This is a genomic window from Klebsiella sp. I138 (assembly GCF_051131765.1).
Classification (GTDB): domain Bacteria; phylum Pseudomonadota; class Gammaproteobacteria; order Enterobacterales; family Enterobacteriaceae; genus Klebsiella.
Window position 1 is genome coordinate 1409189 of sequence record NZ_CP180447.1, and the last position, 21473, is coordinate 1430661.

Here is a 21473-nt window from a genome sequence, read left to right on the forward strand (position 1 = left end):
CCTCAAAGGGCAAACAGTTGGGTATTAGTGAAAGCACGCTGGTTCTCATCGCGGGTAAACAGCGACTCGACGGCCGCCTGCTCATCATCGGCCTGATACCAGCTCAGCTGGAGCGGACGCGGGGCATATTCGGGGGCCGGGTTCATCGGGTGCGGCAAGGCGGTCAGGATCATCAGCACATCCATGGGCGCAAACAGCTCAACGTAGCTGCCCGCCGCGGAGTTCGCCGGGCAAAACTGCAAGCGTCCGTCGTTCTCTACGCTCACTTTGCTGAAGAAGTTGACCACCATCAGCAGATCCTCCAGACCGAGATCCCATTTGCCCATTTCGACCAGCAGATTATCGGTACCGTTACGATGAAATGCGTTGCGCAGCTGCTGGTAGCGGCCCGCACCATATTTTTCTTCCGTCTCCTGCGCGTTGAGCACGCCGCCAAACGGATCGTGCCAGCCGCAGCTATCGGCGACGATGCCGGCCAGTACGCGGCCCATATCTGAGTAGAAACAGTGTCCGGCGGTCAGCCGGGCGGTGTGCTGCCCCTTGAGGGTATCCGGCAGATTCAGACGTTCGCTCTTCTCGTGCGGATTGAGCATCATCATGCTGACGTTGGCCCCACCGTCGATATCGGTCAGGCGCAGGATCTGTCCACGGCGCAGAATGAACGAGGTATGCCCCCCGCCCGGCAGAAATTCTTCGCGCAAACTCGGCGAGCTATGAAACTGGGTTGTCATCGGGCTATCTCCTTAGGGCATAGACGTTGTTATCGGTGCCGGTGCCGAGCATCTGCGACATCCGGGTCTCATTAAGTGGAATATCGTAGGTAATGCGCGCGCCGTAGGCGTTGGGAGCCTGCGGATCGTGGCGCACTTTGTCGAAGACCAGCAGACGGGTGCCAAGATTGAACCCTTCGGCCAGATCGTGGGTGACCATAAAGACCGTCATTCGCGTCTCGCTCCACAGCTGGAGCAGCAGCGCGTGCATATCTTTGCGAATACCGGGATCGAGCGCGCCAAAAGGCTCGTCAAGCAGCAGAACCCGCGGCTGCATCACGAACGCCTGTGCGATTGCCAGGCGCTGCTGCATTCCGCCGGAAAGCTGCGCCGGATAGCGGTTAAGGGCGTGGGAGAGCCCCACTTTCTCCAGCATCTGCGCCGCCTGTTCGCGGGCGGCGCGCTTACGGGCGCCAAACAGGCGGCCAAAACACGGCGCGGACGGCAGTTCCAGACCGACGGTCACGTTATCCAGTACGCTAAGATGCGGAAAAACCGAATAACGTTGAAAAACCACGCCGCGACTGCGATCCGGCTCGGGAGCCAGCGGCTGGCCATCGAGCGTAATCTGGCCTCGGGTCGGCTTCTCCTGCCCCAGTAGCAGGCGCAAAAAGGTGGATTTCCCACAGCCGGAGGCCCCGACCATTGAACAAAACTCCCCTTCTTTAACCGTTAAATTGATGCGTTCCAGCACCACGTGGTCGCCGTACTCCTGCCAGATGTTGTTGATGGTGATAAAACTCATGCCCGGCCTCCTTCGGCCCACGGGAAGCAGACTTTGTGCAGCTGGCGCAGCGCCAGATCCATCAGCCAGGCCAGCAGGGTTATCCAGATGACATAGGGAATGATCACGTCCATCGCCATGTAGCGTCGTACGAGGAAAATACGGTAGCCCAGCCCGGCGGTGGCGGAAATGGCTTCCGCCGAAATCAAAAACAGCCACGCCGAACCCAGCAGCAGGCGCAGCGAGGTGATTAAGCGCGAGAGCAACTGCGGCAATACCACGCGCAGCACCGCCGTCCAGCTGTTGGCACCGAGGGTTTGCGCTTTGATAAACAGCTCCGCCGGAATTTCCCGCGCCCGTTGTTCGAGGTCGCGTGCCAGCATCGGCGTAATACCAATCACGATCAGCATCACCTTGGAGAGTTCATCAAGGCCGAAGACGATAAACAGCACCGGCAGGATCGCCAGCGGCGGCACCATCGAGGCGACGGTCATCAGCGGCGACAGCGCGGCGCGATACACCGGAAACACGCCGGAGACGATCCCGATGCTCAGGCCGATCATTGCGGATACCGCCAGACCGATGAGCAGCCGGGTCAGGCTGATCAGCGTGTCACCCCACAGCAGATATTCGCCGCTGCGTTTGTCCGGCATAAACGCCATCCGTTCGATGGCCGCCGCCATCTGTGACAGACCGGGCAGCAGCTTGTCCTGCGGGTTAGCTTCAAGGCGAATAGCGGAGCCGATAAACCAGGCGGCAATCAGCAACACGAAGGGCAACAGCATCAGCATCAGCTGCATGCCCTGCTGCGGATGGCGGTTAATTTGGCGCATGGCGTTCACTCCCGTCGTCAGTGATTACAGCTGGCCTGCGGCGGCCATTTTCAGATAGCTATCGTCGAAGCGCAGGCGAGTGTTACCGCCGTCGCCGACGGTGACGTTGCCCGGGAAGCTCATACCAATGAAATCGGCGCTTTGTGCCCCTTCGCCCAGCAGCCCTTTATCAAAAGAAAACTGCGCCACGCGCTGCATGGTTTTCGCCAGCTCCGGGCTGGAGATGAACGTCAGGGTCTCGGCGGCGGTCCAGAAAAGGTGGGTGGTTTTCAGCTGTGCCCGATAGCCCGCGAGATCGGTACCGGAATCTGCCGCCATAGCGCTCAGCGCCTGTTCGTCTCCGGCATGCATTTTGGCCATCATTTCAAACCATGCGCCGGTCAGCGCCTTCCCCAACGCAGGGTTATCTTTCAGGATTTGCGTGTTGACCACCATCATGTCGATAAGCTCGCCGGGAACCTGCGCGGAGCTAAAGACTTCGCTGGTTTGCGGGGTCTTTTTAATCGCCGACAGCTGCGGATTCCATGCCACGGCGGCGCGGACGCTAGCGGTGCCAAAGGCAGAGACGATATCGGCATCAGAGGTATTAACGACGTTGACATCTTTTTCCTGCAGACCGGCCTTCTCCAGACCGCGAACCAGCAGATAGTGCGAAACCGACAGTTCCGGGAGATAGACCTGCATACCTTTCAGGTCGCTCAGCGTTTTACCGGTGCCTTTGAGTACTACGCCATCATTGCCGTCGGAATAGCTGCCGGTGATCAGGGCGGTGGTATCAACACCGCCCGCCGCAGGAATGGTCAGCGCATCCATATTGGTCATGGTGCAGCCATCAAACTGGCCGGCGGTATACTGGTTAATCGACTCGATATAGTCATTGAGCTGCACAATATTGATTTTGATGCCGTACTTAGCGGCCCATTTATCAATAATTTTTTCGTTACTGATGGCGCCCCAGGGCATCCAGCCGGCATAGATCGTCCAGCAGACGTTGAACTCTTTTTTTACGGCGGCAAAGGAAGGAAAACTGGCCAGCAGCGCCAGCGACAGCAGGAAAGAGCGGATTACGCGGGATGTCTTCATTATGAACCTCTGGTTGGCACAAAAACAGGAGCAGCGCGACACCTGACGGTGCTGCTGTCTCCCGGGCTTTTGTCCCGCCGTGTAACCTCGCAGAGGTCGCCAGCTCTCGGACCAGACATTCACCTGCGTGAACCGGAACCCTAGCCAGCTATTGGATCATCTTGATTGTCTGTTGCGCTGCCTTCTGATTTATCGTTTGCAAAGGGCATGCCAGAAAATAGTTCTTGTGAATTCAGCAACATAAGGATTATGACTGCTGCATCACACCACAATGGGGAGTGATTTTGGGGCAGTGCGTGAATTTGGTGCAGGCGCCCTGTCCACTCCCGGACGCCTGCCGACAATAAGCCCTCCAGCACCGCGGAAATATTCCCCGCGACCATTCTGCCAGCGCTTCAGCGTTATATAAAAGAGGGTGTTCACCCCCAGAATTCTTATTTTTCAACACCACAACGGGTGGCCAGTAATTGACCAGAATTCACCTGCTTAGCTTTTTTGCAACCGCTGATTTTATCACCAGACGCGCCGTCACAGTGTCCTATACTGATTAGCTAATGAGAACGTACGTAAGCCGCTTTACGTATTTTGGCTTTAACCCACAAATATTTTATGGATTTCTTTATCGCCTGTTGTTAAAAGGATATAACTATTAATTCCGTAGATTCATTCAAGTATCACTTATTGGTTGCAGTGTATATCGTAATGGCATTCACAAAAGCAAACGGAGCCTGATATGAGCACGTCTAACGATTCATCTAACAACGCATCCGCCGGGAAGTGCCCTTTTCACACAGGGAAGCCCACACAGAGTGCCGGTGGCGGCACCGCCAACCGTGACTGGTGGCCAAACCAACTCCGCGTGGATCTGTTAAACCAGCATTCCAACCGCTCAAATCCCCTGGGCGAAGATTTTAACTACCGTGAAGAGTTTAAAAAACTCGACTATGCCGCACTGAAAGCAGACCTCAGAGCGCTGCTGACCGATTCGCAAGAGTGGTGGCCGGCAGACTGGGGCAGCTACATCGGGCTGTTTATTCGTATGGCCTGGCACGGTGCCGGTACCTATCGTACCGTTGATGGTCGCGGCGGCGCAGGCCGTGGACAGCAGCGTTTTGCCCCGCTGAACTCCTGGCCGGATAACGTCAGTCTGGATAAAGCCCGCCGCCTGCTATGGCCGGTGAAGCAAAAATACGGCCAGAAAATCTCCTGGGCGGACCTGTACATGCTGGCCGGTAACGTCGCGCTGGAAAATGCCGGTTTCCGTACCTTCGGCTTCGGCGCCGGTCGTGAAGATGTCTGGGAGCCGGATCTGGACGTTGACTGGGGCCATGAAAAAGCCTGGCTCGAACATCGTCACCCGGAAAGCCTGGCACAACAGCCGCTGGGTGCGACCGAAATGGGTCTGATCTACGTCAACCCGGAAGGCCCGAACGCCAGCGGTGACCCGCTCTCTGCCGCTGCCGCCATTCGCGCCACCTTTGGCAACATGGCGATGGACGATGAAGAGATCGTCGCGCTGATCGCCGGCGGTCATACCCTTGGGAAAACGCATGGCGCAGCGGTGACCACTCACGTGGGCGCAGAGCCTGAAGCCGCTCCAATTGAAGCGCAGGGTCTGGGCTGGGCCAACAGCTACGGCAGCGGTGCTGGCCCCGACGCAATCACCTCGGGTCTGGAAGTTGTCTGGACGCAGACTCCGACCCAGTGGAGCAACTACTTCTTCGAGAACCTGTTCAAATACGAGTGGGTGCAGACCCGCAGCCCGGCAGGTGCGATTCAGTTCGAAGCCAAAGACGCCCCGGACCTGATCCCTGACCCGTTCGACCCGGAGAAAAAACGCAAGCCGACCATGCTGGTCACCGACCTGACGCTGCGCTTTGACCCGGAATTCGGCAAAATTTCCCGTCGCTTCCTTAACGATCCGCAGGCCTTCAATGAAGCCTTTGCCCGCGCCTGGTTCAAACTGATCCACCGCGATATGGGGCCGAAGTCCCGCTACCTCGGACCGGAAGTACCGAAAGAAGATCTGATCTGGCAAGATCCGTTACCTGCCGCGATCCATAACCCGTCCCCGGCGGATATTGCTACCCTCAAGACCGCCATTGCCGATGCCGGGCTGTCGGTCAGCGAGCTGGTGTCGGTGGCCTGGGCCTCCGCCTCCACCTTCCGCGGCGGTGATAAACGCGGCGGAGCTAACGGTGCCCGTCTGGCGCTGGCGCCACAGAAAGCGTGGCCGGTGAACGCCATTGCGGCGAAAGCGCTGCCGACGCTGCAGGCTATTCAGAAAGCCTCCGGTAAAGCATCTCTGGCCGATATCATCGTGCTGGCAGGTGTCGTCGGCGTTGAGCAGGCCGCAGCGGCAGCCGGTGTACAGGTCAGCGTGCCGTTCGCACCGGGCCGGGTGGATGCCCGTCAGGATCAGACTGATATCGAGTCCTTCGATCTGCTGGAACCGCTGGCGGATGGTTTCCGTAACTATCGCCGCATTGAAGGCGGTGTTTCGACTGAGACGCTGCTGCTGGATAAAGCCCAGCAGCTGACGCTGACCGCCCCGGAAATGACGGTGCTGGTGGGCGGCCTGCGGGTGCTGGGTGCTAACTACGACGGGAGCCAGCACGGGGTCTTCACCGACCGCGTCGGCGTGCTGAGCAATGACTTCTTTGTCAACTTACTCAGCATGGCCACCGTCTGGAATGCCACTGACGAGCAAGGTGAACTGTTCGAAGGCCGCGATCGTAAGAGCGGCGAGAGCAAGTACACCGCGACTCGTGCCGACCTCGTTTTCGGTTCGAACTCGGTACTGCGGGCGCTGGCAGAAGTTTACGCTTGCCAGGATGCTCAGCAGAAGCTGGTGAGTGACTTCGTGGCCGCCTGGACCAAGGTGATGAACCTCGACCGTTACGACCTGTAATCTCCCTCCCCGGCTGGCGCCTTGCCCGCCGGGGCTTTTTCCTTTCACTCCGGTTTTCCCGCGCTATTTCTGCCGCAGCTGTAGTAAACGACTGTAGGTGCGCTGAATATCATCCCGTTCCACATCCGCAACCAGATCGGCTAACCCGCAGTCGGCCACGACAACGGGACAGCACTGCTTTTCATACAGAACATCCACCAGGTTAATAAATCGCTGCTGGGCCGCCGGACCTGTCTTGCACAACGGCGGTACCGCATCAATGACCCACTGCGTATGCGTGTCGCACAAGGTCAGATAGTCCATGACCGCCGTTGCACCACCGCACAGCCGGGCAAAGGTAAAATGCAGAAACTCCCCGGGCGCCGAGGCCACATGCAGGGTTCGATATCCCACCTGTAGCGGCAGCTCCGTGGTTGCCGGATCCGGGAGCGCGAGCGCCTGACGGATCCGGGCCGAGGGCTGCACCAAAAACCAACCGCGGCAGAACGGGTTCTCCATCGGCGCATGACGCGCCCGATAATCCTCTTCGCCATCAAGCGCTGCAATCTTCATGTGCTGTTTTATTAGCGCAATGGAAGGCGCAAAGCGTTCATGATGCAGCGGATTCGCCAGTAGCTGGTCCGGCGGATAGTTGGAAGTGGTGATCAGAACGACACCGCGCTGAAACAGCTGCGCAAGCAGTACCTTTACCAGCATCGCGTCGCCGGGATCGTGCAGATGAAATTCATCAAAACAGAGCACGCGGCAGTCACCTGTCATCTGCGCAATCGCGTCTGGCAACGTCGGAGCGGCCGGCGTATTCAGCCGCTGATGAAGTTCGCGAAAGAAGGCATGAAAATGCACCCGGCGCTTTGCCGCCAGCGGCAGACTGGCAAAGAAATGATCAACCACAAAGCTTTTCCCGCGCCCGGTGCGACCCCAGATATACAGCCCTTTGCCGCCGCCGGATGTGCCCGACATCAGTTCCCTGCTCAACGTATCGAGATGGCTCACCAGCGTCTGCTGGTCCGTATCGAGCGTCAGCGCCCGTTCACGGGCCCGCTGTGTCATAAATGCGCTAAAACTCAAAGCGATTATTCCTTGCGTCATTTTTGCTCAGTCAGGTGTCACTGCCCGAAGAGATAAAGAATCAACACCAATTACACCTTCGCGCAACGACAATAACAAGTGTATCTACGCCAGAGGCGATTATTCACCGTCTCCCGGCGTGAAATAACCGCCTACCCCTTCAGGGGCAAAACAATTCAATAAAACTTATAAAAACAGATAATTATGGCAGTGTATTTACCGTGTAACTCATCGTTTTATCATCGAAACAGATCGTTATATATTGACATACATAGCGATCCTCTTTATCTTTTTGTCATACAAATAAAAACCGTACCCTTCAGACAGAGACGAGATTTTCCCCGCCTCATTCCGTTTTCATTCGTCTGAACTTAAAATTAATGCGCTCATATAAACTCGTTTTATTAACCGGGATGATTCCCTGTTCACCCGTTTTGCTGGCGATGCCTGTACATGCGGCAGAAACCATGGTTGTCACCGCAGAACCGCATACGCAATCTCTTGATGACGTCACGCCCGCCGCTGAACAGCAGGCAACACTGGGCAATCTCGGCAAGAAAAAGCTGATTAACGTCCCGTGGTCCGTGCAGACGCTATCGGATTCTCTGACCCGCCAGGTGCAGGCCAGCAGCGTCAAAGATGTCTATCGCTATCTGCCTTCTGTTCAGGGTGACGGCGTTCGTCCGCAGACCCGCGGCATGCAAGGCAGCGTAGTCCAGAACAGCATGATCGATGGTCTTAACGCGGTTTCCACCACCGAATACCCCGCCGAACAGTTCCAGCGCATCGAAGTACTGAACGGCATGGCCGGCGCGCTGTATGGCCCGGCGAACCCGGCAGGAATGTTTAACCTGGTGTCGAAACGGCCAACCGATGTTCCGCTGCGCCGGGTGACCGTTGGCGGTGGGACCGCCTCCGGCGCGAATGCCGCACTGGATCTAAGCGGCCCGCTGGACGCCGGGGATCGAGTGAAATATCGTCTCAACCTGATGGATCAGGACGGCAGCAGCTATACCCACGGAAGCCGCCAGCGCAACCAGTATGCGGGCCTGGCACTTGACTTCCAGCTGACTGATCAGACCGTGCTGGAGAGCAATTTCAGCTACTATCATTTCTATCAAAAAGGGCTGCCCGGCTCGTTCGCCCTGGCAAAAGGTACCCACTTCCCGTCGCCGCTGGACCCGACGAAAAGCAAGTATGGTCAGTACTACGCCGGCAACGATGACACCACCACCACCGGAAGCCTGCATATCAAGCACGACTTTGACGGTAACTGGCTGCTGGACGTCGGTGTGCTGCGCCAGATTGCCGACCGTGAATCAACCACCGTGACCAATACGCTCACCGATAACCACGGGCATTACACCACCACGACCGCCAACTCTGCCGCCAGCCGTTTTACCATCAACAGCTACCTTGCCAATCTCACCGGCAGCCTGGAGACAGGCTGGCTACAGCACGACCTGGCGGTGGGCATACGCGGCTTCGTATGGAAAAACTACAATCCGCGCGATGGCGGTACGCAAAAGCTGGGAAGTTCCTCGCTGGAGGACAGTCCGGAGTACGCCCGCCCCGCTTACCCGGATTTCACCGACCGCTACCATTCGGCGACCACCACGCAGCACGTTTTTTTACTGAGCGATACTCTGACCTTCAACCCGCAGTGGAGCCTGCTGCTCTCGGGGAGTGAAAACCTGTTTACCGTCGATAACTACAACAAAAGCGGGAATCGCAGCAGCAACCATGATGACCGGGGCGCCAGCGGTTCCGCCAGTCTGATGTATAAACCGGTAGAGAATGTCACGCTCTATACGACCTGGGCGAACAGTATGCAACAGGGCGACACGGCGCCGGCCGGGGCGAATAACGCCGGAGATGTTCTCAACCCCTATCGTAGTCACCAGGTGGAGGTCGGTGCGAAATATGCACCGCACAACGATCTGCTCTTAACCGCGGCGCTATTCCAGGCCGAGCGCCCGTTCGCTTATACCAACGACAGCGGCGATTTTGCCGAAGACGGTACGCAAAAAAACCGGGGGCTGGAGCTGCTGGCCGACGGGCACGTGACCTCTAACCTGCGCCTGCTCGGCGGCGGTACCTGGCTCGATCCGCGTCTGCATGACACGTCCAGCGCCGATGCGGATGATAAGCAGGTTGTTGGTCTGCCGCGCTTTACCGCCAACATGCTGGCGATTTACAGCATCGATCCGGTCCCGGGTCTCGACGTCAACGGCAATATCCACTACGTCGGGCGCCGCGCGACCGATAATGCCAACGACAGCTGGGTTGGCAGCTATACCACCGTTGATATCGGCAGCAACTATCGCACCCGGCTGTTTGGCACCGACACCACCTTTAGGTTAGCAGTCACTAACATTACTAATCGCCACTACTGGACCAACATCGTTCCCGGTGCGCTCACGGGCTATACCGGCGCAGGTTATGCCAGCGCTCAGCTCGGCGCACCGCGCGAAGCGACAGCGTCAGTGCAGTTTGATTTCTGAGGAATATCATGAAAAAGATAGCCGCTGGTCTGCTCTCACTGCTGCTTGCTTTCCCGGCGCTGGCCAACCGTCAGGTTACGGACGACGCCGGGCACCCGGCGATCCTCCCCGATCGGGTAACCCAGGTGGCGGAGGGCTGGTATGCGCACCACTCGCTGCTGATGACGCTCGGCGTTGGCAACCGCGTGGTCGCCACGGTTAACCGTCCGGATAGCCGCCCGTGGATGTTCTATCTCGACCCCCGGCTCAATCAGGCGTTGATCGCTCGCGGCCCGCATTTCACTAGCGAAGCGCTGCTGGCGCGCGGCGCGCAGGTGGTGTTTGTGGCGCAGGGCAACGGCGATGCAGAGGCCTACCGTCAGGCGGGATTAGCGGTCATGGAAATGCACTTTACCGACTACCCATCGCTGGCGCGGGCCGTGCAGACCACTGCGGAGGTCTTCGGCACGCCTCAGGCGCGGGCCAGAGCCGAGGCCTACAACCAGTATCTGCAACAGACCATCGCCCGCACCGCTCAGCGCAACCAGGGGTTGACGGATGGCGAGCGCCCGCGGGTGCTGCATATCCAGTCGCTGAAGCCGCTCAAGGTCGACGGCAGCAATACGCTGATCGATACCTGGATTCATCTGGCCGGTGGGCAAAACGCGGCGGCAGGAATCTCTGGCAATATGCAGGAAATTTCGCCGGAGAAAGTGCTTGCCTGGCAGCCGGATGTCATCATTCTCGGCGCCGGATGCGGTGATTTACAGCACTCGGCTTATGGCGAACTGTTCTCCACGCTGCGGGCGGTGAAAAAGGGCAAGGTATGGCAAAATCCGGCGGGCGTTTTCCCCTGGGATCGCTACGGCACGGAAAGCGTGTTGCAGATCCAATGGGCGGCAAAACAGCTTCAGCCGCAGCGTTTTGCCGACCTGGATATGATCGCCATCACCCGGGATTTTTATCGGCGCTTTTTCGATTTTCCACTGACGGAGTCGGAAGCTAAGCGGATTTTGCAGGCCCTGCCGCCGAAGGGAAGGTAAAGCCTGAGTCTGTCAACATGGCCCCGTGGCAACGCGGGATCATTTTATTGACATCTACCATCCCTCTTTTCCCCTTCTCCGTTATCGCATAGTCATATCATTCAAATCTGCCGAATCAGCCTGGCGTAAACCAGTGCATTCCCCCTGTGCATTCCATACACACCAGATTTTTCACTGAAGAACCTTGATGGGAAGAGGAATTAAACATTTAAAACCATTAACAATCTAATAACATTAGCAGGCAAACATTTTATCTGAGGAAAATAATAATATGTCTACCACCCAGGTTCTGGGGGATGCACCTTTTGTATCCACAGGACAACCCCACCCCAGCTTAACCAGCCGCATCGATGCCCTGCCTGCCTCTTTCGGCCTGTGGTCGTTTATTACGCTGCTGGCGCTGGGCGGTTTCTTTGAACTCTACGATCTTTTTCAGACCGGCTACATCAGTACCGGGCTGCTGGCAGAACATATTTTCCATACCAATCAACAAGGGATTTTTGGCATCTCCGACCAGGCCTCGTTTGCCTCGGCCACCTTCTTCGGGCTGTTTATCGGCGCCAGTCTGCTTGCGCCGCTGGCAGACAAGCTGGGCCGCCGGCTGACCTTTATGTTTGCGCTGGCCTGGTACGGCGTTTTTTCGCTGCTGATGGCCTTTCAGAATAACGCCGAAGGGGTTATCTTCTGTCGCTTTCTGGTCGGGATCGGGCTGGGCATTGAGCTGGTTACCATCGACACCTACCTGAGTGAATGGGTCCCTACCCATCTGCGCAACAAGGCATTCGCCTTCGCCTTTTTTATCCAGTTTCTCTCGGTACCTGCCGTCGCGCTGATGTCGTGGATGCTGGTCCCGACGACGCTATTCGGCCTGACCGGCTGGCGCTGGGTCATTATCTTTGGCGCCCTGTGTTCGCTGATCATTTGGGTCATTCGCAAAAAGCTGCCGGAATCGGCCCGCTGGCTGGAGGTCAAAGGTCGCCATGCGGACGCCCACGCGGTGATGTGTCAGATGGAGCAGCGCTGTGGCATCACGCCTTCGCCACAGCATCTTTCGGACACCCGCCAGGCTCAGCGCAAAACCGGGTCCTTCAAAGAGATCTGGGCGCCAGAGTACCGCAAGCGGACGATCATGCTGATGGTGATGAACTTCTTCCAGGCAATCGGATTTTTCGGCTTCGGAAACTGGCTGCCGGCGCTGCTCTCCGGCCAGGGCGCCAGCATTACCCACAGCCTGCTGTACGCCTTTTTTATCACCCTCGCCTACCCGCTCGGCTGCTTGTTCTGTACACGTTTTGTCCATCGTTTCGAAAATAAGTGGCAAATCGTTCTCTCCGCGCTGATGACGGTGGTGTTTGGTACCTTGTTCGCGTTGCAGAATAACCCGGTAATGCTGGTTGTCTGCGGGTTTATGATAACCTGGTCCAACGCCTGGCTGACCATCAGCTATCACGCGTACCAGGCGGAAATCTTCCCGACCCGTATTCGGGCCAGAGCAGTGGGCTTTTGCTACTCGTTCAGCCGCCTGTCAACGGCGATCACCAGTATTTTGATCGGCGTGATTCTGCAATACGCCGGTACGCCGGGAGTGATTAGCTTTATCGTGGCCAGCATGCTGATGGTCATGCTTTCGGTGGGTATTTATGGTCCGAAAACCCGCGGTATTGAACTGGAAAATATCTAGCTAACTGCCGCCGCCGGGTTATTTCCGGCGGCACAGTTTGAATTATGGATGATTTATACCTCACCGCTGCAGGACGCGCGTTATGTATTTCCATTAGTCGATAAAGTAATTATAAAACCGATTGTAATTATTGAGGATATAAATACCTCACTATAAATCATAAATACATTGATGGGTTCACGCGCGCGTGTTATTAATCATGCTCTGTTTTTTGTTCAGAATAAAAGGATAAGCATGATGTTCAGCGCGGCAAGGATAGCAATCACCTTGATCATGATGACATCCATATTATGGGGCACCCCAGGCGTGGCAAAAGAAAGTTTAGCCACGGCGGAGTTGAATGATGCAACGAACAGCCTGGCTTCAGCACCGTATTTCTCTCATGGCAATAATGGGTTCATCGGGCAAAGAAACGATGCGCAAAAAGCGCTGGAAATCATTTCATCCTCTCCGGACGCCATCGACAGACTGATTAACATCGCCCTTGCCGCCCCGACAACCCCTGCCGGGAGTCTCTATGCCGCCTGTGGGTTACAACAAAAGCATTATAATAGTATGAATATTATCTTCCCTCCTTTATTTCATTATACTGTTTCAGTGCTCGAGGGTGATATATTGCGAAAAGAGTCATTTTATGATGTTTACACCAGAATCAGCACCTATGGCTGCCAATAAAAACTCATCCGCACCTGCAGTAAATGATTAAAACCACCTTGCGAATAATATAATAATAAGGATATCGCCGCCGGTTGTATTTTTCAACGCCCCGGTCGGAACGTTGAATGCGTGGCACAGGTTTTATTCTTCGCTAAAAATCGTTTGGGCATCGGCAAAGCATTTTTCCGCCAGCGACGAGACCGGTTCCTGATTACGCATAATCAGCACCAGCATCGAATCCACTTCGGTTTCGGCAATGGGAATAATCTCCAGATTGTCGCTTAAGGCTTCCAGTCCATTGTTGAGCGGCATAATAGCGCAACAAACTCCCGCCTGTACCGCCTGAATAATCTGGAAGGTGGAGTCGCTCTCAAAGACGTATTTCGGTGTTAACCCTTTGCTCTTAAAGCTCATCTCGATGGATTCGCGGTAATGCATTCCTTTGGTGAGAAAACCGAGCGGTAATGCGGCCAGCGTTTCCCAGTCCGGTGCCCCCTCGGCAAACTGAAAATGACGTTTATCGTGCAGCAGTCCCATCCGCGTCGCCGGAAGCCGCTGGACGTTGAAAAGCTGGCTATCGACATGGTGGAGGTAGCAGATACCTAAATCGAGCTGATTGCGACTGACACCATCAATAATCTGCTCTGAGGTGAGCGAAAGCAGGCTGAACTGGAGTTCAGGATACTTCACGGACAGCGGTTTAATCAGCTGCATTGGGTTAAGGCTTGCCAGCGGCACCATTCCCACCCGAAGCTGTCCCACCATCTGGCCGCGGCAAATCGCTGCCTCCGCCTCCAGACCGTCATGCGCCGCCAGCAGCGCCCGCGCCCAGGCCAGAATACGTTCGCCTTCCGCAGTAAATCCCTCAAATCGCTGCCCGCGCTGAATTAATACCAGATTGAGCTCCTCTTCCAGATTGCGGATACGCATCGATAGCGTCGGCTGAGTGATATGGCATAGCGCCGCGGCCTGGCCAAAATGACGCGTTTGATCGAGTGCGATCAGGTACTTGAGCTGTTTGATATCCATGGTTAATCCAGTGTATTGCCTTTCGCTGTACGCGAACGCCGGGACGATGCAGACACCCCTCGCCCGATCAAAAAAGTATGTTAGTTAAATGTTACGTTCAGCATCCGTCAAATACAAGCCGGGCCGTCGCTTGCGAAGGGGGCTGTCGGCGGACTACACTCCCAGTGAATTCCTTCGGGAGAAGCAAATGGCAGCCCGTATCCATCACGTCCGGCAGCACCGGTTGAATCTCCCCGGCCTTGAAGCCATGTCGCTGCTGACCGAACAGCACTTTTCCCGTCATGCCCACGAGCAGTTTGGCCTGGGTATTTTCACCCACGGCGCCCAGCGCTCGTGGAGCCATATTGGCCAGGTTGATGCCTCAGCCGGGAGCATCATTATGGTTAATCCAGGCGAAATGCACGATGGTATACCCCTGGACGGCCCCCGAAGCTGGCAGATGGTCTATCTCGATCCGCAGCGGGTCGCCGATGAATTTCAGGGCGATGTGAAAAGCGAGGATCTTCTGCTGCGTCCGGTGGTTGATGACCCGCCGCTGCGCCAGCTTATGCAGCGATTGTTCCGCGAAATTACCGCCACTGTGGGCGATGAGACGGCTATTGAAGAGGCGCTGCTGCTCTGCCTGCTGCGGGCAACCCGCTGGCATTGTCTTACCCGGACAGCGGTGCCGCGTTTTTCCCCAACGACCGCCCTCGCCAAAGAGTTTCTTGATGATGCACCTGGGGAAAAAATTTCCCTCGATATGCTCGCTGCGCTTTGCGGTATCAGCCGATTTCAGCTGATCCGTGGCTTCGCCCGTGAAACCGGCATCACCCCCCACGCCTATCTGGTACAGTCCCGGGTACGTCTGGCGCGTCGACTGTTGCGGGAAGGTCATCCGCCCGTCGACGCCGCCCTGATGGCCGGTTTTGCCGATCAAAGCCATCTGACCCGCGCCTTCCAGAAACAGTTCGGCACGACCCCGGGCAGCTATCGCGCGGCACAATAATGTCACTGCAATTTTATTCAATACCTTCCTGCACGCTTGCGAAATACTCAGGGCAACCGATTTCTCACGCAGGAGCAGCGCCATGTTGTTAATCAGCCCGGAATTTCTACTGACCTCTTTAATTGTCGTCCTCGCCCCCGGCACCGGAACGCTCTACACCATTGCGACCGGGCTTTCCTCGGGAAGAATCATGAGCTTTGCTGCTGCCCTGGGCTGCACCCTGGGCATTATTCCGCATCTGCTTGCCGCGGTCACCGGCCTGGCGACGGTGCTCCATCGCACCCCGGAAGCCTTCGGCATAATAAAATATCTCGGCGTGGCCTGGCTGCTGTATATGGCATGGACCACGCTCGGTCAACGGGGAACGTTAACGCCAACGAGCCACGACGAGGCGGGATCGCCGCTGAAAGTCATCACTCATGCGGTACTGATTAACCTTCTTAATCCGAAACTGCCGCTGTTTTTTTTCGCCTTTCTGCCGCAGTTTATCCGCAGCGACGCAGCCTCTGCGCTTCAAGAGATGCTGACGCTGAGCGGGGTTTTTATGCTGATGACACTACTGGTTTTTATGCTGTACGGCGCCTGTGCTGCCGCCATGCGCGGCTACGTGCTTTCGCGCCCCAGGGTACTACAGGGACTACGGATAGCTTTTGCCGCCGGTTTCGTCGGGCTTGGAATCAAGCTGGTACTGACGCAAAAATAGCGCATAACGGCTGCCGGCTATCCGCCCGGCAGCCGTCGTGAGCGGATTAGCGCAGGCCGGAGACGGGCTGGATCTCTTTCGACCGCAGGGTCAGTCGAATCGGCACGGATTTATAAGACGGCGTGCCGCTCTCCTCGTCAATGTAGTTCAGTGGAACCAGCACGTTGGCCTCTGGATAATAGGCGCCAACGGTGCCGGGCGCGATACTGTAGGCCACCAGCGTCATATCCTCCAGACGCAGATCGCTGTCAGGCAGCGCCGTGGTGATATCCACCCGGTCACCGTGTTCCAGCCCCTGACTGGCCATATCCTGCTCGTTCATAAACAGCACGTCCCGGCGGCCAAAAATCCCGCGATAACGGTCATCCATGGCGTAGATAGTGGTGTTGTACTGGTCATGACTGCGCAGCGTGACCAGGCGCATCACGTCTTCACCTTCAACGTGAACGTTTTCATGTACGCCGTGGAAAACCGAGAACATGGCTTTACCGGTGGGCGTTGGCCAGATGCGCTCCGTCGGCGGCAGCGGCATGCGGAAACCACCCGGATGACGGATGCGTTCGTTGTAGTCGTCAAAACCGGGAATGGTGCGTTCAATCAGGTCACGGATCCTGTCGTAATCCGCGACCAGTGAGAGCCAGTCGACCTTGCTGTTTGCCAGCGTCGCCATCGCCATACCGGCGACAATTGCCGGTTCTGACCGCAGCAGCGGCGAGGCTGGCTTCAGTTTCCCTGATGAGGCGTGCACCATCGACATGGAATCTTCCACGGTAATCGACTGACGCCCGCTCTCTTGAGTATCGAGCTCGGTGCGGCCCAGGCACGGCAGAATAAAGGTCTCTTTGGCCACCAGTAAATGCGAGCGGTTCAGCTTCGTACCGACGTGTACGCTGAGATCCAGCCCGCGCATCGCCGGGAATGCGCGTTCATGATCGGGCATTGCCACCGCAAAGTTACCGCCAAGACACAGCAGAACCTTTGATTTACCCTCAATCATCGCCTGCAGCGCTTTTACCGCATCATGGCCGTGTTTATGCGGGGGCTCAAAACCAAACACCTCTTGCAGTTTTGCCAGGAAAGCGGCGCCCGGCTTCTCGGTGATCCCGACGGTGCGGTTGCCCTGAACGTTGGAGTGACCGCGCAGCGGGCAGATCCCGGCTCCGGGCTTGCCGATATTCCCGCGCATCAGCAGCAGGTCGGCGATCAGCCGTACGTTCGACGTCCCTTTATTATGCTGGGTAATCCCCATACCGTAGGTCACGATTGTGGCATTTGATTGGGCATACGCGTCGGCAACCCGTTGCAGGTCAGCGCGGGTCAGGCCGGATTCGCGTTCAATATCTTGCCAGGCGGTATTCAGCAGATCATCAGCAAATGCCGGGAAGTTCTGCGTATGCTCGGTAATAAATGCGCGATCGAGGACGTTACCCTGCTCTTCTTCCATCTGGAGCAGCGCTTTGGCAATCCCCTTCAGCGCCGCGGCGTCGCCACCGGCCTTCACCTGAAAATAGGTTGAGGCGATATTTGTGGAGCGATAGGTCGCCATCTCAATCACGTTCTGCGGATCGGCGAACCGCTCCAGCGCCCGCTCTTTCAACGGGTTAAACACAATTATTGGTACGCCGCGACGGGCCAGTTCATGCAGCGTCCCCATCATGCGCGGGTGGTTCGTTCCGGGATTATGACCGATGGAAATCACCAGCTCGGTTTTTTCAAAATCGTCCAGGGATACCGTCCCCTTACCAATACCGATTGACTGCGGCAGTCCGACGCTGGTCGATTCGTGACACATATTTGAACAATCCGGGAAGTTGTTCGTGCCGAGCTCGCGGGCAAACAGCTGAAACAGCCAGGCCGCTTCGTTGGAGGCGCGACCTGACGTATAGAACTCGACTTCGTCAGGCTGCATACCGCGGACCACTTCGCCGATGCGCGCAAAAGCGCTTTCCCAGTCGATGGGGCGCAGCGTATCGCTCGCGCGGTCGTAGACCAACGGATGGGTTAAACGCCCGTAGCCTTCGAGCTCAAAGTCGCTTTTGGCCAGCAGCGAGGTCACGGTGTTTGCCGCCAGAAATTCCGGCGTGACGCGCTTGCTGGTCGCTTCCCAGGTCACCGCTTTGGCGCCATTTTCACAAAACTGGAAGGTAGACTTGTGTTCTTTATCCGGCCACGCGCAGCCTGGGCAATCAAAGCCATCGGGTTGGTTAGTACGAAGCAGGGTCGCAGGCGCATCCAGGGCATCCATCTGTGTGCGCACGGCGATAGCCGTCGCTTTCAATGCGCCCCAGCCACCGGCCGGGCCATCATAGGGATGCACGCCAGGTACTGAGCGTCTCTTCATATTCATGTCTACTCCTGAATGCGCCGTCGATAAACGGCTACGACGTGTCAAATCGTCTTAACAGGGCGATCCGCCACGTGAAATGAGTCCGTCCACCGGGGCACGCGCCGATGGACGTTTTTTGTTAACGAAAGAATAACAATCAGGATCGCAACTGTATAATCAATGTTATCTATCACGCGTTAGATTTAACTTATTTAACAGTTACGCCGGGCGAGCAATCAGGTCAGATTGTAGTAGCGGTCGGGCTTGAGCGTTGCCGGCAGCGGGTGCTGTCCGGTCATATCCAGCAGGTTGCGTTCAATGGTGTTGCACATGGCGTTCAGAGGCAAATCGTTGGCTGCGGTACCAAACGGATCTTCCAGTTCTTCCGCCAGCGAATCCCAGGATAAAAAGGTGTAGGAGATAAAGACCGACACAAACGGGGTCATATAGTGCAGGTCGCCGACCAGCGCAAAGGGCAGCAGGGTGCAGAACAAATAGACCGTTCGCTGCAAAATCAAGGTATAAGCAAAGGGTACCGGCGTACTGGCAAGACGTTCACATCCGCCCAGTACGTGGGCCAGTTCGTCCAGCTTATTGTCCATCAGACCATAGGTTATATCACTCACCTTCCCCGCTTCACGCAGCTGACCCAGTTCATGACCAACCAGCAATAAGATCCGATTAGTCGGCATCGAGCTGCCGAGGATTTCCGCGACGATAGCCGGAGGCAGCAATCGGTTAAGATCGGCCTCAGGGGCGGTTTTTCGCAGCTGGTGTTTCAGACTCCAGCTAAACGCAATCAGGTAGCTGGCGATTTTCTGGTGCACGTCATGTTCTGCCGGCAGAATATTCTTGAGCTGGCGCATCAGGGTGCGTTCGGCAATGAGGACCGTTCCCCACAGATTGCGCGCTTCGACAAATCGGTTGTAGCTGGCGCTGTTGCGAAAACCCAGGAAAATCGCGATGGCTATCCCCAGCAGACTGAAGGGCGCCACGGTCAGATGGATGCCCAACTGCTCATACCATTGATAGCTGATGATGGCGACAACCGACATCAGGACGTTCAGCAGCAGGCGAAAAATGATTTTTGACAGCACGGAGCCGTGCCAGTCAAACAGGCGAAGGAACCAGTGTTGCTCTGGTCGGATGATCATTGTATGACTTCCTGAATGCCCATTCTGGCTATAGATAATATCTATTAGCCGATTGGATTATTTTATTGAACATAAACACGACAATGCGTTTGATAATGACCATTAATATGCGATGGAATAATGGCCGATGAATTATGTTCCGTTTTTATTTATCGGGCAATAAGCAAAATGCCACGGCGAGACAATATATATCCGACAGAAGACCCCACAGAATCATTACGGTTATATTACCTGCCAGCACCGTCAGACGGGTGATGAACGGTTTGCAAAACGTCAGCGCAGTGGGTATCTGCATACAGATATTACTCATAATTTAATTCACTCAGCGCGCGCATACTCAATAAAAATATAGATTTCGGCAGCTGTTGGGGGCCTGAAATAATGCTCCAGGTCCGCTTAGCTGCCAGTGAACAGTTAATTTTCAGCCATTCTTCGCATCGCACAATGATAGGCGCCATTGCGCACCGATGCCCGAAGCACCTTTGCCACGCCATGCACCGCAAGCCTGGCGGTATGCCGCTGGCGGGGAGTGAGTCTCAACCCGAGCATCTCCTGCCCCCAGGGCGGAAGCAGGTCGATCCCGGCATGCATCATCAATCGGCCCACCGGCTGACTCAGACGCCCGGGTAAACGGGTGTTCAGCAGCACGTTCGCCACCTCCCGCGTGCGTTCATCGCAGCGCAGCTGCGGGCGCATATCCTGCAAATATTCGGCCACCTGCTGCGGCGTCACCGGGATATCACTGGCGCCAAGACGGCGGGCTATTTCAGCTGCCTCATGAAAATATTGCGTCTGACGAGCCTCGCTGACCACCGTGCGCTTATAGCGCAGATGTGACGCCATAAAACGGCTGCATTCAGCCACGTGCACCCACGTCAGGAGCGCCGGATCGCTCGCCTCATACGGCGTGCCGTCTTTATCCTGCCCGCTGACCCGCAGGTGAATACCCTGCACTTTCGCAATCAGCCGTTCGGCGTCGGCGGCGGTTCCGAAGGTTGTGGCGGAGATAAACTGACTGGTTCGCCGCAGACGGCCAAAAATATCATCGCGAAAGTTTGAGTGATCCCAGACGCCGGCCAGCGCCAGCGGATGCAGCATCTGAAGCAACAGCGCGCTAACGCCCCCGCAGAGCATCGACGTAAAGTCTCCGTGTACCTGCCAGATGGCTGACCGGGGGCCAAACAGCCCCGGATCCCCTTTCGGGTGCTCGAAATCAATCTCTTTTAGCGCCATGCCGGTTAAGCCCAATACCTGAGCTTCTATCATTCCCCGTATGCTGGTCATTGTTTTGCCCGCTTCTCTGCGTGAAGGCAAAACATATCACTATTCGGCAGCGGACTCATGTGCCAACGGTGACTTTATCTGCGGCGCAAGGGATGGCGTGAAGGGAGTGCCCGTCGTAAACGGGCACCAAAGACTCAAGGATTCAGCTGGTAGTCAAGACTAATCGCGGCGTTTAACACCTGTGAAACCGGGCAGCCGGCCTTCGCTTTCTGGATAATGCCGTCAAACACATCGGCTGCAATACCCGGCAGGACAATCTTACTTTGTAACGCCACCTCGGTAATCGCAAAACCGCCGGCGGATTTATCAAGGGTCACCACCGCCACCGTATCAATCGCCGTGGCCGTATACCCTTCTTCACTGAGCATCAGCGACAGCGCCATGGAGAAGCAGGCGGCATGTGCCGCACCAATCAGCTCTTCCGGGTTTGTCCCTTTTACGCCTTCAAAACGGGTATTGAAGCCGTACGGCTGCTGACTCAGCGCCCCGCTTTCTGTCGAAACGGTGCCCTTGCCACTTTTTAAATCGCCTTCCCAGTGCGCCTGACCTTTCTTATGGATTGCCATGGATTCGCTCCTGTTGGTTTGTCGAACCCAGAGTATAGATGGTGAGACGCTTTCCGGGGGTGGATTAGGAAAATCCCCTATAAAACAAAAAATTATCGTGCCGCGCTCGCTGGCGTTATTTTTAACACGATAATGACAATGATTAACATTCGCGCAACAGATCACATTTT

17 protein-coding genes and 1 riboswitch are annotated in these 21473 nt (G+C 56.3%); of the genes, 7 read left to right on the forward strand and 10 right to left on the reverse strand.

Going from position 1 to position 21473, the window contains the following annotated elements; genetic code table 11:
- Positions 1 to 2: 2 nt before the first annotated feature.
- The 4 genes from ACMYSK_RS06555 to ACMYSK_RS06570 are packed head-to-tail and all read right to left on the reverse strand — an operon-like array spanning position 3 to position 3410.
- Positions 3 to 731, reverse strand: coding sequence for an urea amidolyase associated protein UAAP1 (locus tag ACMYSK_RS06555; protein WP_434641180.1), 729 nt, complete (start codon positions 729 to 731; stop codon positions 3 to 5).
- 4 nt (positions 732 to 735) lie between these two features.
- Entirely contained in the window at positions 736 to 1515 is a 780-nt protein-coding gene (locus ACMYSK_RS06560) for an ABC transporter ATP-binding protein (RefSeq protein WP_434641182.1), read from the reverse strand.
- Positions 1512 to 2327 carry an ABC transporter permease gene (locus ACMYSK_RS06565; protein WP_434641184.1) on the reverse strand — a complete coding sequence of 272 codons (816 nt, stop codon included), beginning with the start codon at positions 2325 to 2327 and terminating at the stop codon, positions 1512 to 1514. Before ACMYSK_RS06565 ends, ACMYSK_RS06560 begins: the two co-directional genes overlap by 4 nt.
- A 24-nt stretch (positions 2328 to 2351) precedes the next feature.
- Positions 2352 to 3410: a putative urea ABC transporter substrate-binding protein gene (locus ACMYSK_RS06570; protein ID WP_434641186.1), complete on the reverse strand. Its 1059-nt coding sequence runs from the start codon at positions 3408 to 3410 to the stop codon at positions 2352 to 2354.
- A gap of 56 nt (positions 3411 to 3466) precedes the next feature.
- A riboswitch (guanidine-I (ykkC/yxkD leader) is annotated at positions 3467 to 3565 on the reverse strand.
- 578 nt (positions 3566 to 4143) lie between these two features.
- Between ACMYSK_RS06570 and katG the strand changes: the two genes are divergently transcribed.
- Entirely contained in the window at positions 4144 to 6321 is a 2178-nt protein-coding gene (katG, locus tag ACMYSK_RS06575; protein ID WP_434641188.1) for a catalase/peroxidase HPI, read from the forward strand.
- 63 nt (positions 6322 to 6384) lie between these two features.
- Here the strand turns inward: katG and zapE are convergent, their stop codons facing one another.
- On the reverse strand, positions 6385 to 7410 hold the full coding sequence (zapE, locus tag ACMYSK_RS06580; RefSeq protein ID WP_434641190.1) for a cell division protein ZapE: 1026 nt from the start codon (positions 7408 to 7410) through the stop codon (positions 6385 to 6387).
- A 359-nt stretch (positions 7411 to 7769) separates the two neighbouring features.
- On the opposite strand from zapE, the gene ACMYSK_RS06585 reads away from it, so the two are divergent.
- From ACMYSK_RS06585 to ACMYSK_RS06600, 4 genes are all read left to right on the forward strand, one after another.
- A complete protein-coding gene (locus tag ACMYSK_RS06585) occupies positions 7770 to 9893 on the forward strand; it encodes a TonB-dependent receptor (RefSeq protein WP_434641192.1) in 2124 nt (707 codons plus the stop codon).
- 8 nt (positions 9894 to 9901) lie between these two features.
- Entirely contained in the window at positions 9902 to 10915 is a 1014-nt protein-coding gene (locus ACMYSK_RS06590; RefSeq protein WP_434641194.1) for an ABC transporter substrate-binding protein, read from the forward strand.
- Positions 10916 to 11186: 271 nt separating this feature from the next.
- Positions 11187 to 12596 carry an MFS transporter gene (locus tag ACMYSK_RS06595; protein WP_434641196.1) on the forward strand — a complete coding sequence of 470 codons (1410 nt, stop codon included), beginning with the start codon at positions 11187 to 11189 and terminating at the stop codon, positions 12594 to 12596.
- 234 nt (positions 12597 to 12830) lie between these two features.
- Entirely contained in the window at positions 12831 to 13271 is a 441-nt protein-coding gene (locus ACMYSK_RS06600; protein WP_434641198.1) for a hypothetical protein, read from the forward strand.
- A 123-nt stretch (positions 13272 to 13394) separates the two neighbouring features.
- Here ACMYSK_RS06600 and ACMYSK_RS06605 read toward each other — a convergent pair whose 3' ends face one another.
- The gene (locus ACMYSK_RS06605) at positions 13395 to 14282 is read right to left on the reverse strand and encodes a LysR family transcriptional regulator (RefSeq protein ID WP_434641200.1); all 888 of its coding nucleotides are present in this window, start codon (positions 14280 to 14282) and stop codon (positions 13395 to 13397) included.
- Between the two features lie 187 nt (positions 14283 to 14469).
- On the opposite strand from ACMYSK_RS06605, the gene ACMYSK_RS06610 reads away from it, so the two are divergent.
- Complete coding sequence (locus ACMYSK_RS06610) at positions 14470 to 15270, forward strand: AraC family transcriptional regulator (RefSeq protein WP_434641202.1); 801 nt, start codon at positions 14470 to 14472, stop codon at positions 15268 to 15270.
- Positions 15271 to 15352: 82 nt separating this feature from the next.
- A complete protein-coding gene (locus ACMYSK_RS06615; RefSeq protein WP_434641204.1) occupies positions 15353 to 15973 on the forward strand; it encodes a LysE family translocator in 621 nt (206 codons plus the stop codon).
- A gap of 46 nt (positions 15974 to 16019) precedes the next feature.
- Here ACMYSK_RS06615 and ACMYSK_RS06620 read toward each other — a convergent pair whose 3' ends face one another.
- The 4 genes from ACMYSK_RS06620 to ACMYSK_RS06635 form a co-directional block, all read right to left on the reverse strand.
- Positions 16020 to 18320 (reverse strand): FdhF/YdeP family oxidoreductase, encoded by a 2301-nt coding sequence (locus tag ACMYSK_RS06620; protein ID WP_434641206.1) that lies wholly within the window; start codon positions 18318 to 18320, stop codon positions 16020 to 16022.
- A 215-nt stretch (positions 18321 to 18535) separates the two neighbouring features.
- Positions 18536 to 19453, reverse strand: coding sequence for a bestrophin family protein (locus tag ACMYSK_RS06625; protein ID WP_434641208.1), 918 nt, complete (start codon positions 19451 to 19453; stop codon positions 18536 to 18538).
- A 414-nt stretch (positions 19454 to 19867) separates the two neighbouring features.
- Complete coding sequence (locus tag ACMYSK_RS06630) at positions 19868 to 20737, reverse strand: oxygenase MpaB family protein (protein ID WP_434641210.1); 870 nt, start codon at positions 20735 to 20737, stop codon at positions 19868 to 19870.
- 134 nt (positions 20738 to 20871) lie between these two features.
- Positions 20872 to 21303, reverse strand: coding sequence for an OsmC family protein (locus tag ACMYSK_RS06635; RefSeq protein WP_434641212.1), 432 nt, complete (start codon positions 21301 to 21303; stop codon positions 20872 to 20874).
- Positions 21304 to 21473: the final 170 nt, after the last annotated feature.

Bases quoted from the DNA above. Each gene is read 5' to 3' on its own strand.
- ACMYSK_RS06555 (WP_434641180.1), bottom strand. From the start codon at position 731: ATGACAACCCAGTTTCATAGCTCGCCGAGTTTGCGCGAAGAATTTCTG.
- ACMYSK_RS06560 (WP_434641182.1), bottom strand. From the start codon at position 1,515: ATGAGTTTTATCACCATCAACAACATCTGGCAGGAGTACGGCGACCAC.
- ACMYSK_RS06565 (WP_434641184.1), bottom strand. From the start codon at position 2,327: ATGCGCCAAATTAACCGCCATCCGCAGCAGGGCATGCAGCTGATGCTG.
- ACMYSK_RS06570 (WP_434641186.1), bottom strand. From the start codon at position 3,410: ATGAAGACATCCCGCGTAATCCGCTCTTTCCTGCTGTCGCTGGCGCTG.
- katG (WP_434641188.1), top strand. From the start codon at position 4,144: ATGAGCACGTCTAACGATTCATCTAACAACGCATCCGCCGGGAAGTGC.
- zapE (WP_434641190.1), bottom strand. From the start codon at position 7,410: ATGACGCAAGGAATAATCGCTTTGAGTTTTAGCGCATTTATGACACAG.
- ACMYSK_RS06585 (WP_434641192.1), top strand. From the start codon at position 7,770: ATGCGCTCATATAAACTCGTTTTATTAACCGGGATGATTCCCTGTTCA.
- ACMYSK_RS06590 (WP_434641194.1), top strand. From the start codon at position 9,902: ATGAAAAAGATAGCCGCTGGTCTGCTCTCACTGCTGCTTGCTTTCCCG.
- ACMYSK_RS06595 (WP_434641196.1), top strand. From the start codon at position 11,187: ATGTCTACCACCCAGGTTCTGGGGGATGCACCTTTTGTATCCACAGGA.
- ACMYSK_RS06600 (WP_434641198.1), top strand. From the start codon at position 12,831: ATGATGTTCAGCGCGGCAAGGATAGCAATCACCTTGATCATGATGACA.
- ACMYSK_RS06605 (WP_434641200.1), bottom strand. From the start codon at position 14,282: ATGGATATCAAACAGCTCAAGTACCTGATCGCACTCGATCAAACGCGT.
- ACMYSK_RS06610 (WP_434641202.1), top strand. From the start codon at position 14,470: ATGGCAGCCCGTATCCATCACGTCCGGCAGCACCGGTTGAATCTCCCC.
- ACMYSK_RS06615 (WP_434641204.1), top strand. From the start codon at position 15,353: ATGTTGTTAATCAGCCCGGAATTTCTACTGACCTCTTTAATTGTCGTC.
- ACMYSK_RS06620 (WP_434641206.1), bottom strand. From the start codon at position 18,320: ATGAATATGAAGAGACGCTCAGTACCTGGCGTGCATCCCTATGATGGC.
- ACMYSK_RS06625 (WP_434641208.1), bottom strand. From the start codon at position 19,453: ATGATCATCCGACCAGAGCAACACTGGTTCCTTCGCCTGTTTGACTGG.
- ACMYSK_RS06630 (WP_434641210.1), bottom strand. From the start codon at position 20,737: ATGACCAGCATACGGGGAATGATAGAAGCTCAGGTATTGGGCTTAACC.
- ACMYSK_RS06635 (WP_434641212.1), bottom strand. From the start codon at position 21,303: ATGGCAATCCATAAGAAAGGTCAGGCGCACTGGGAAGGCGATTTAAAA.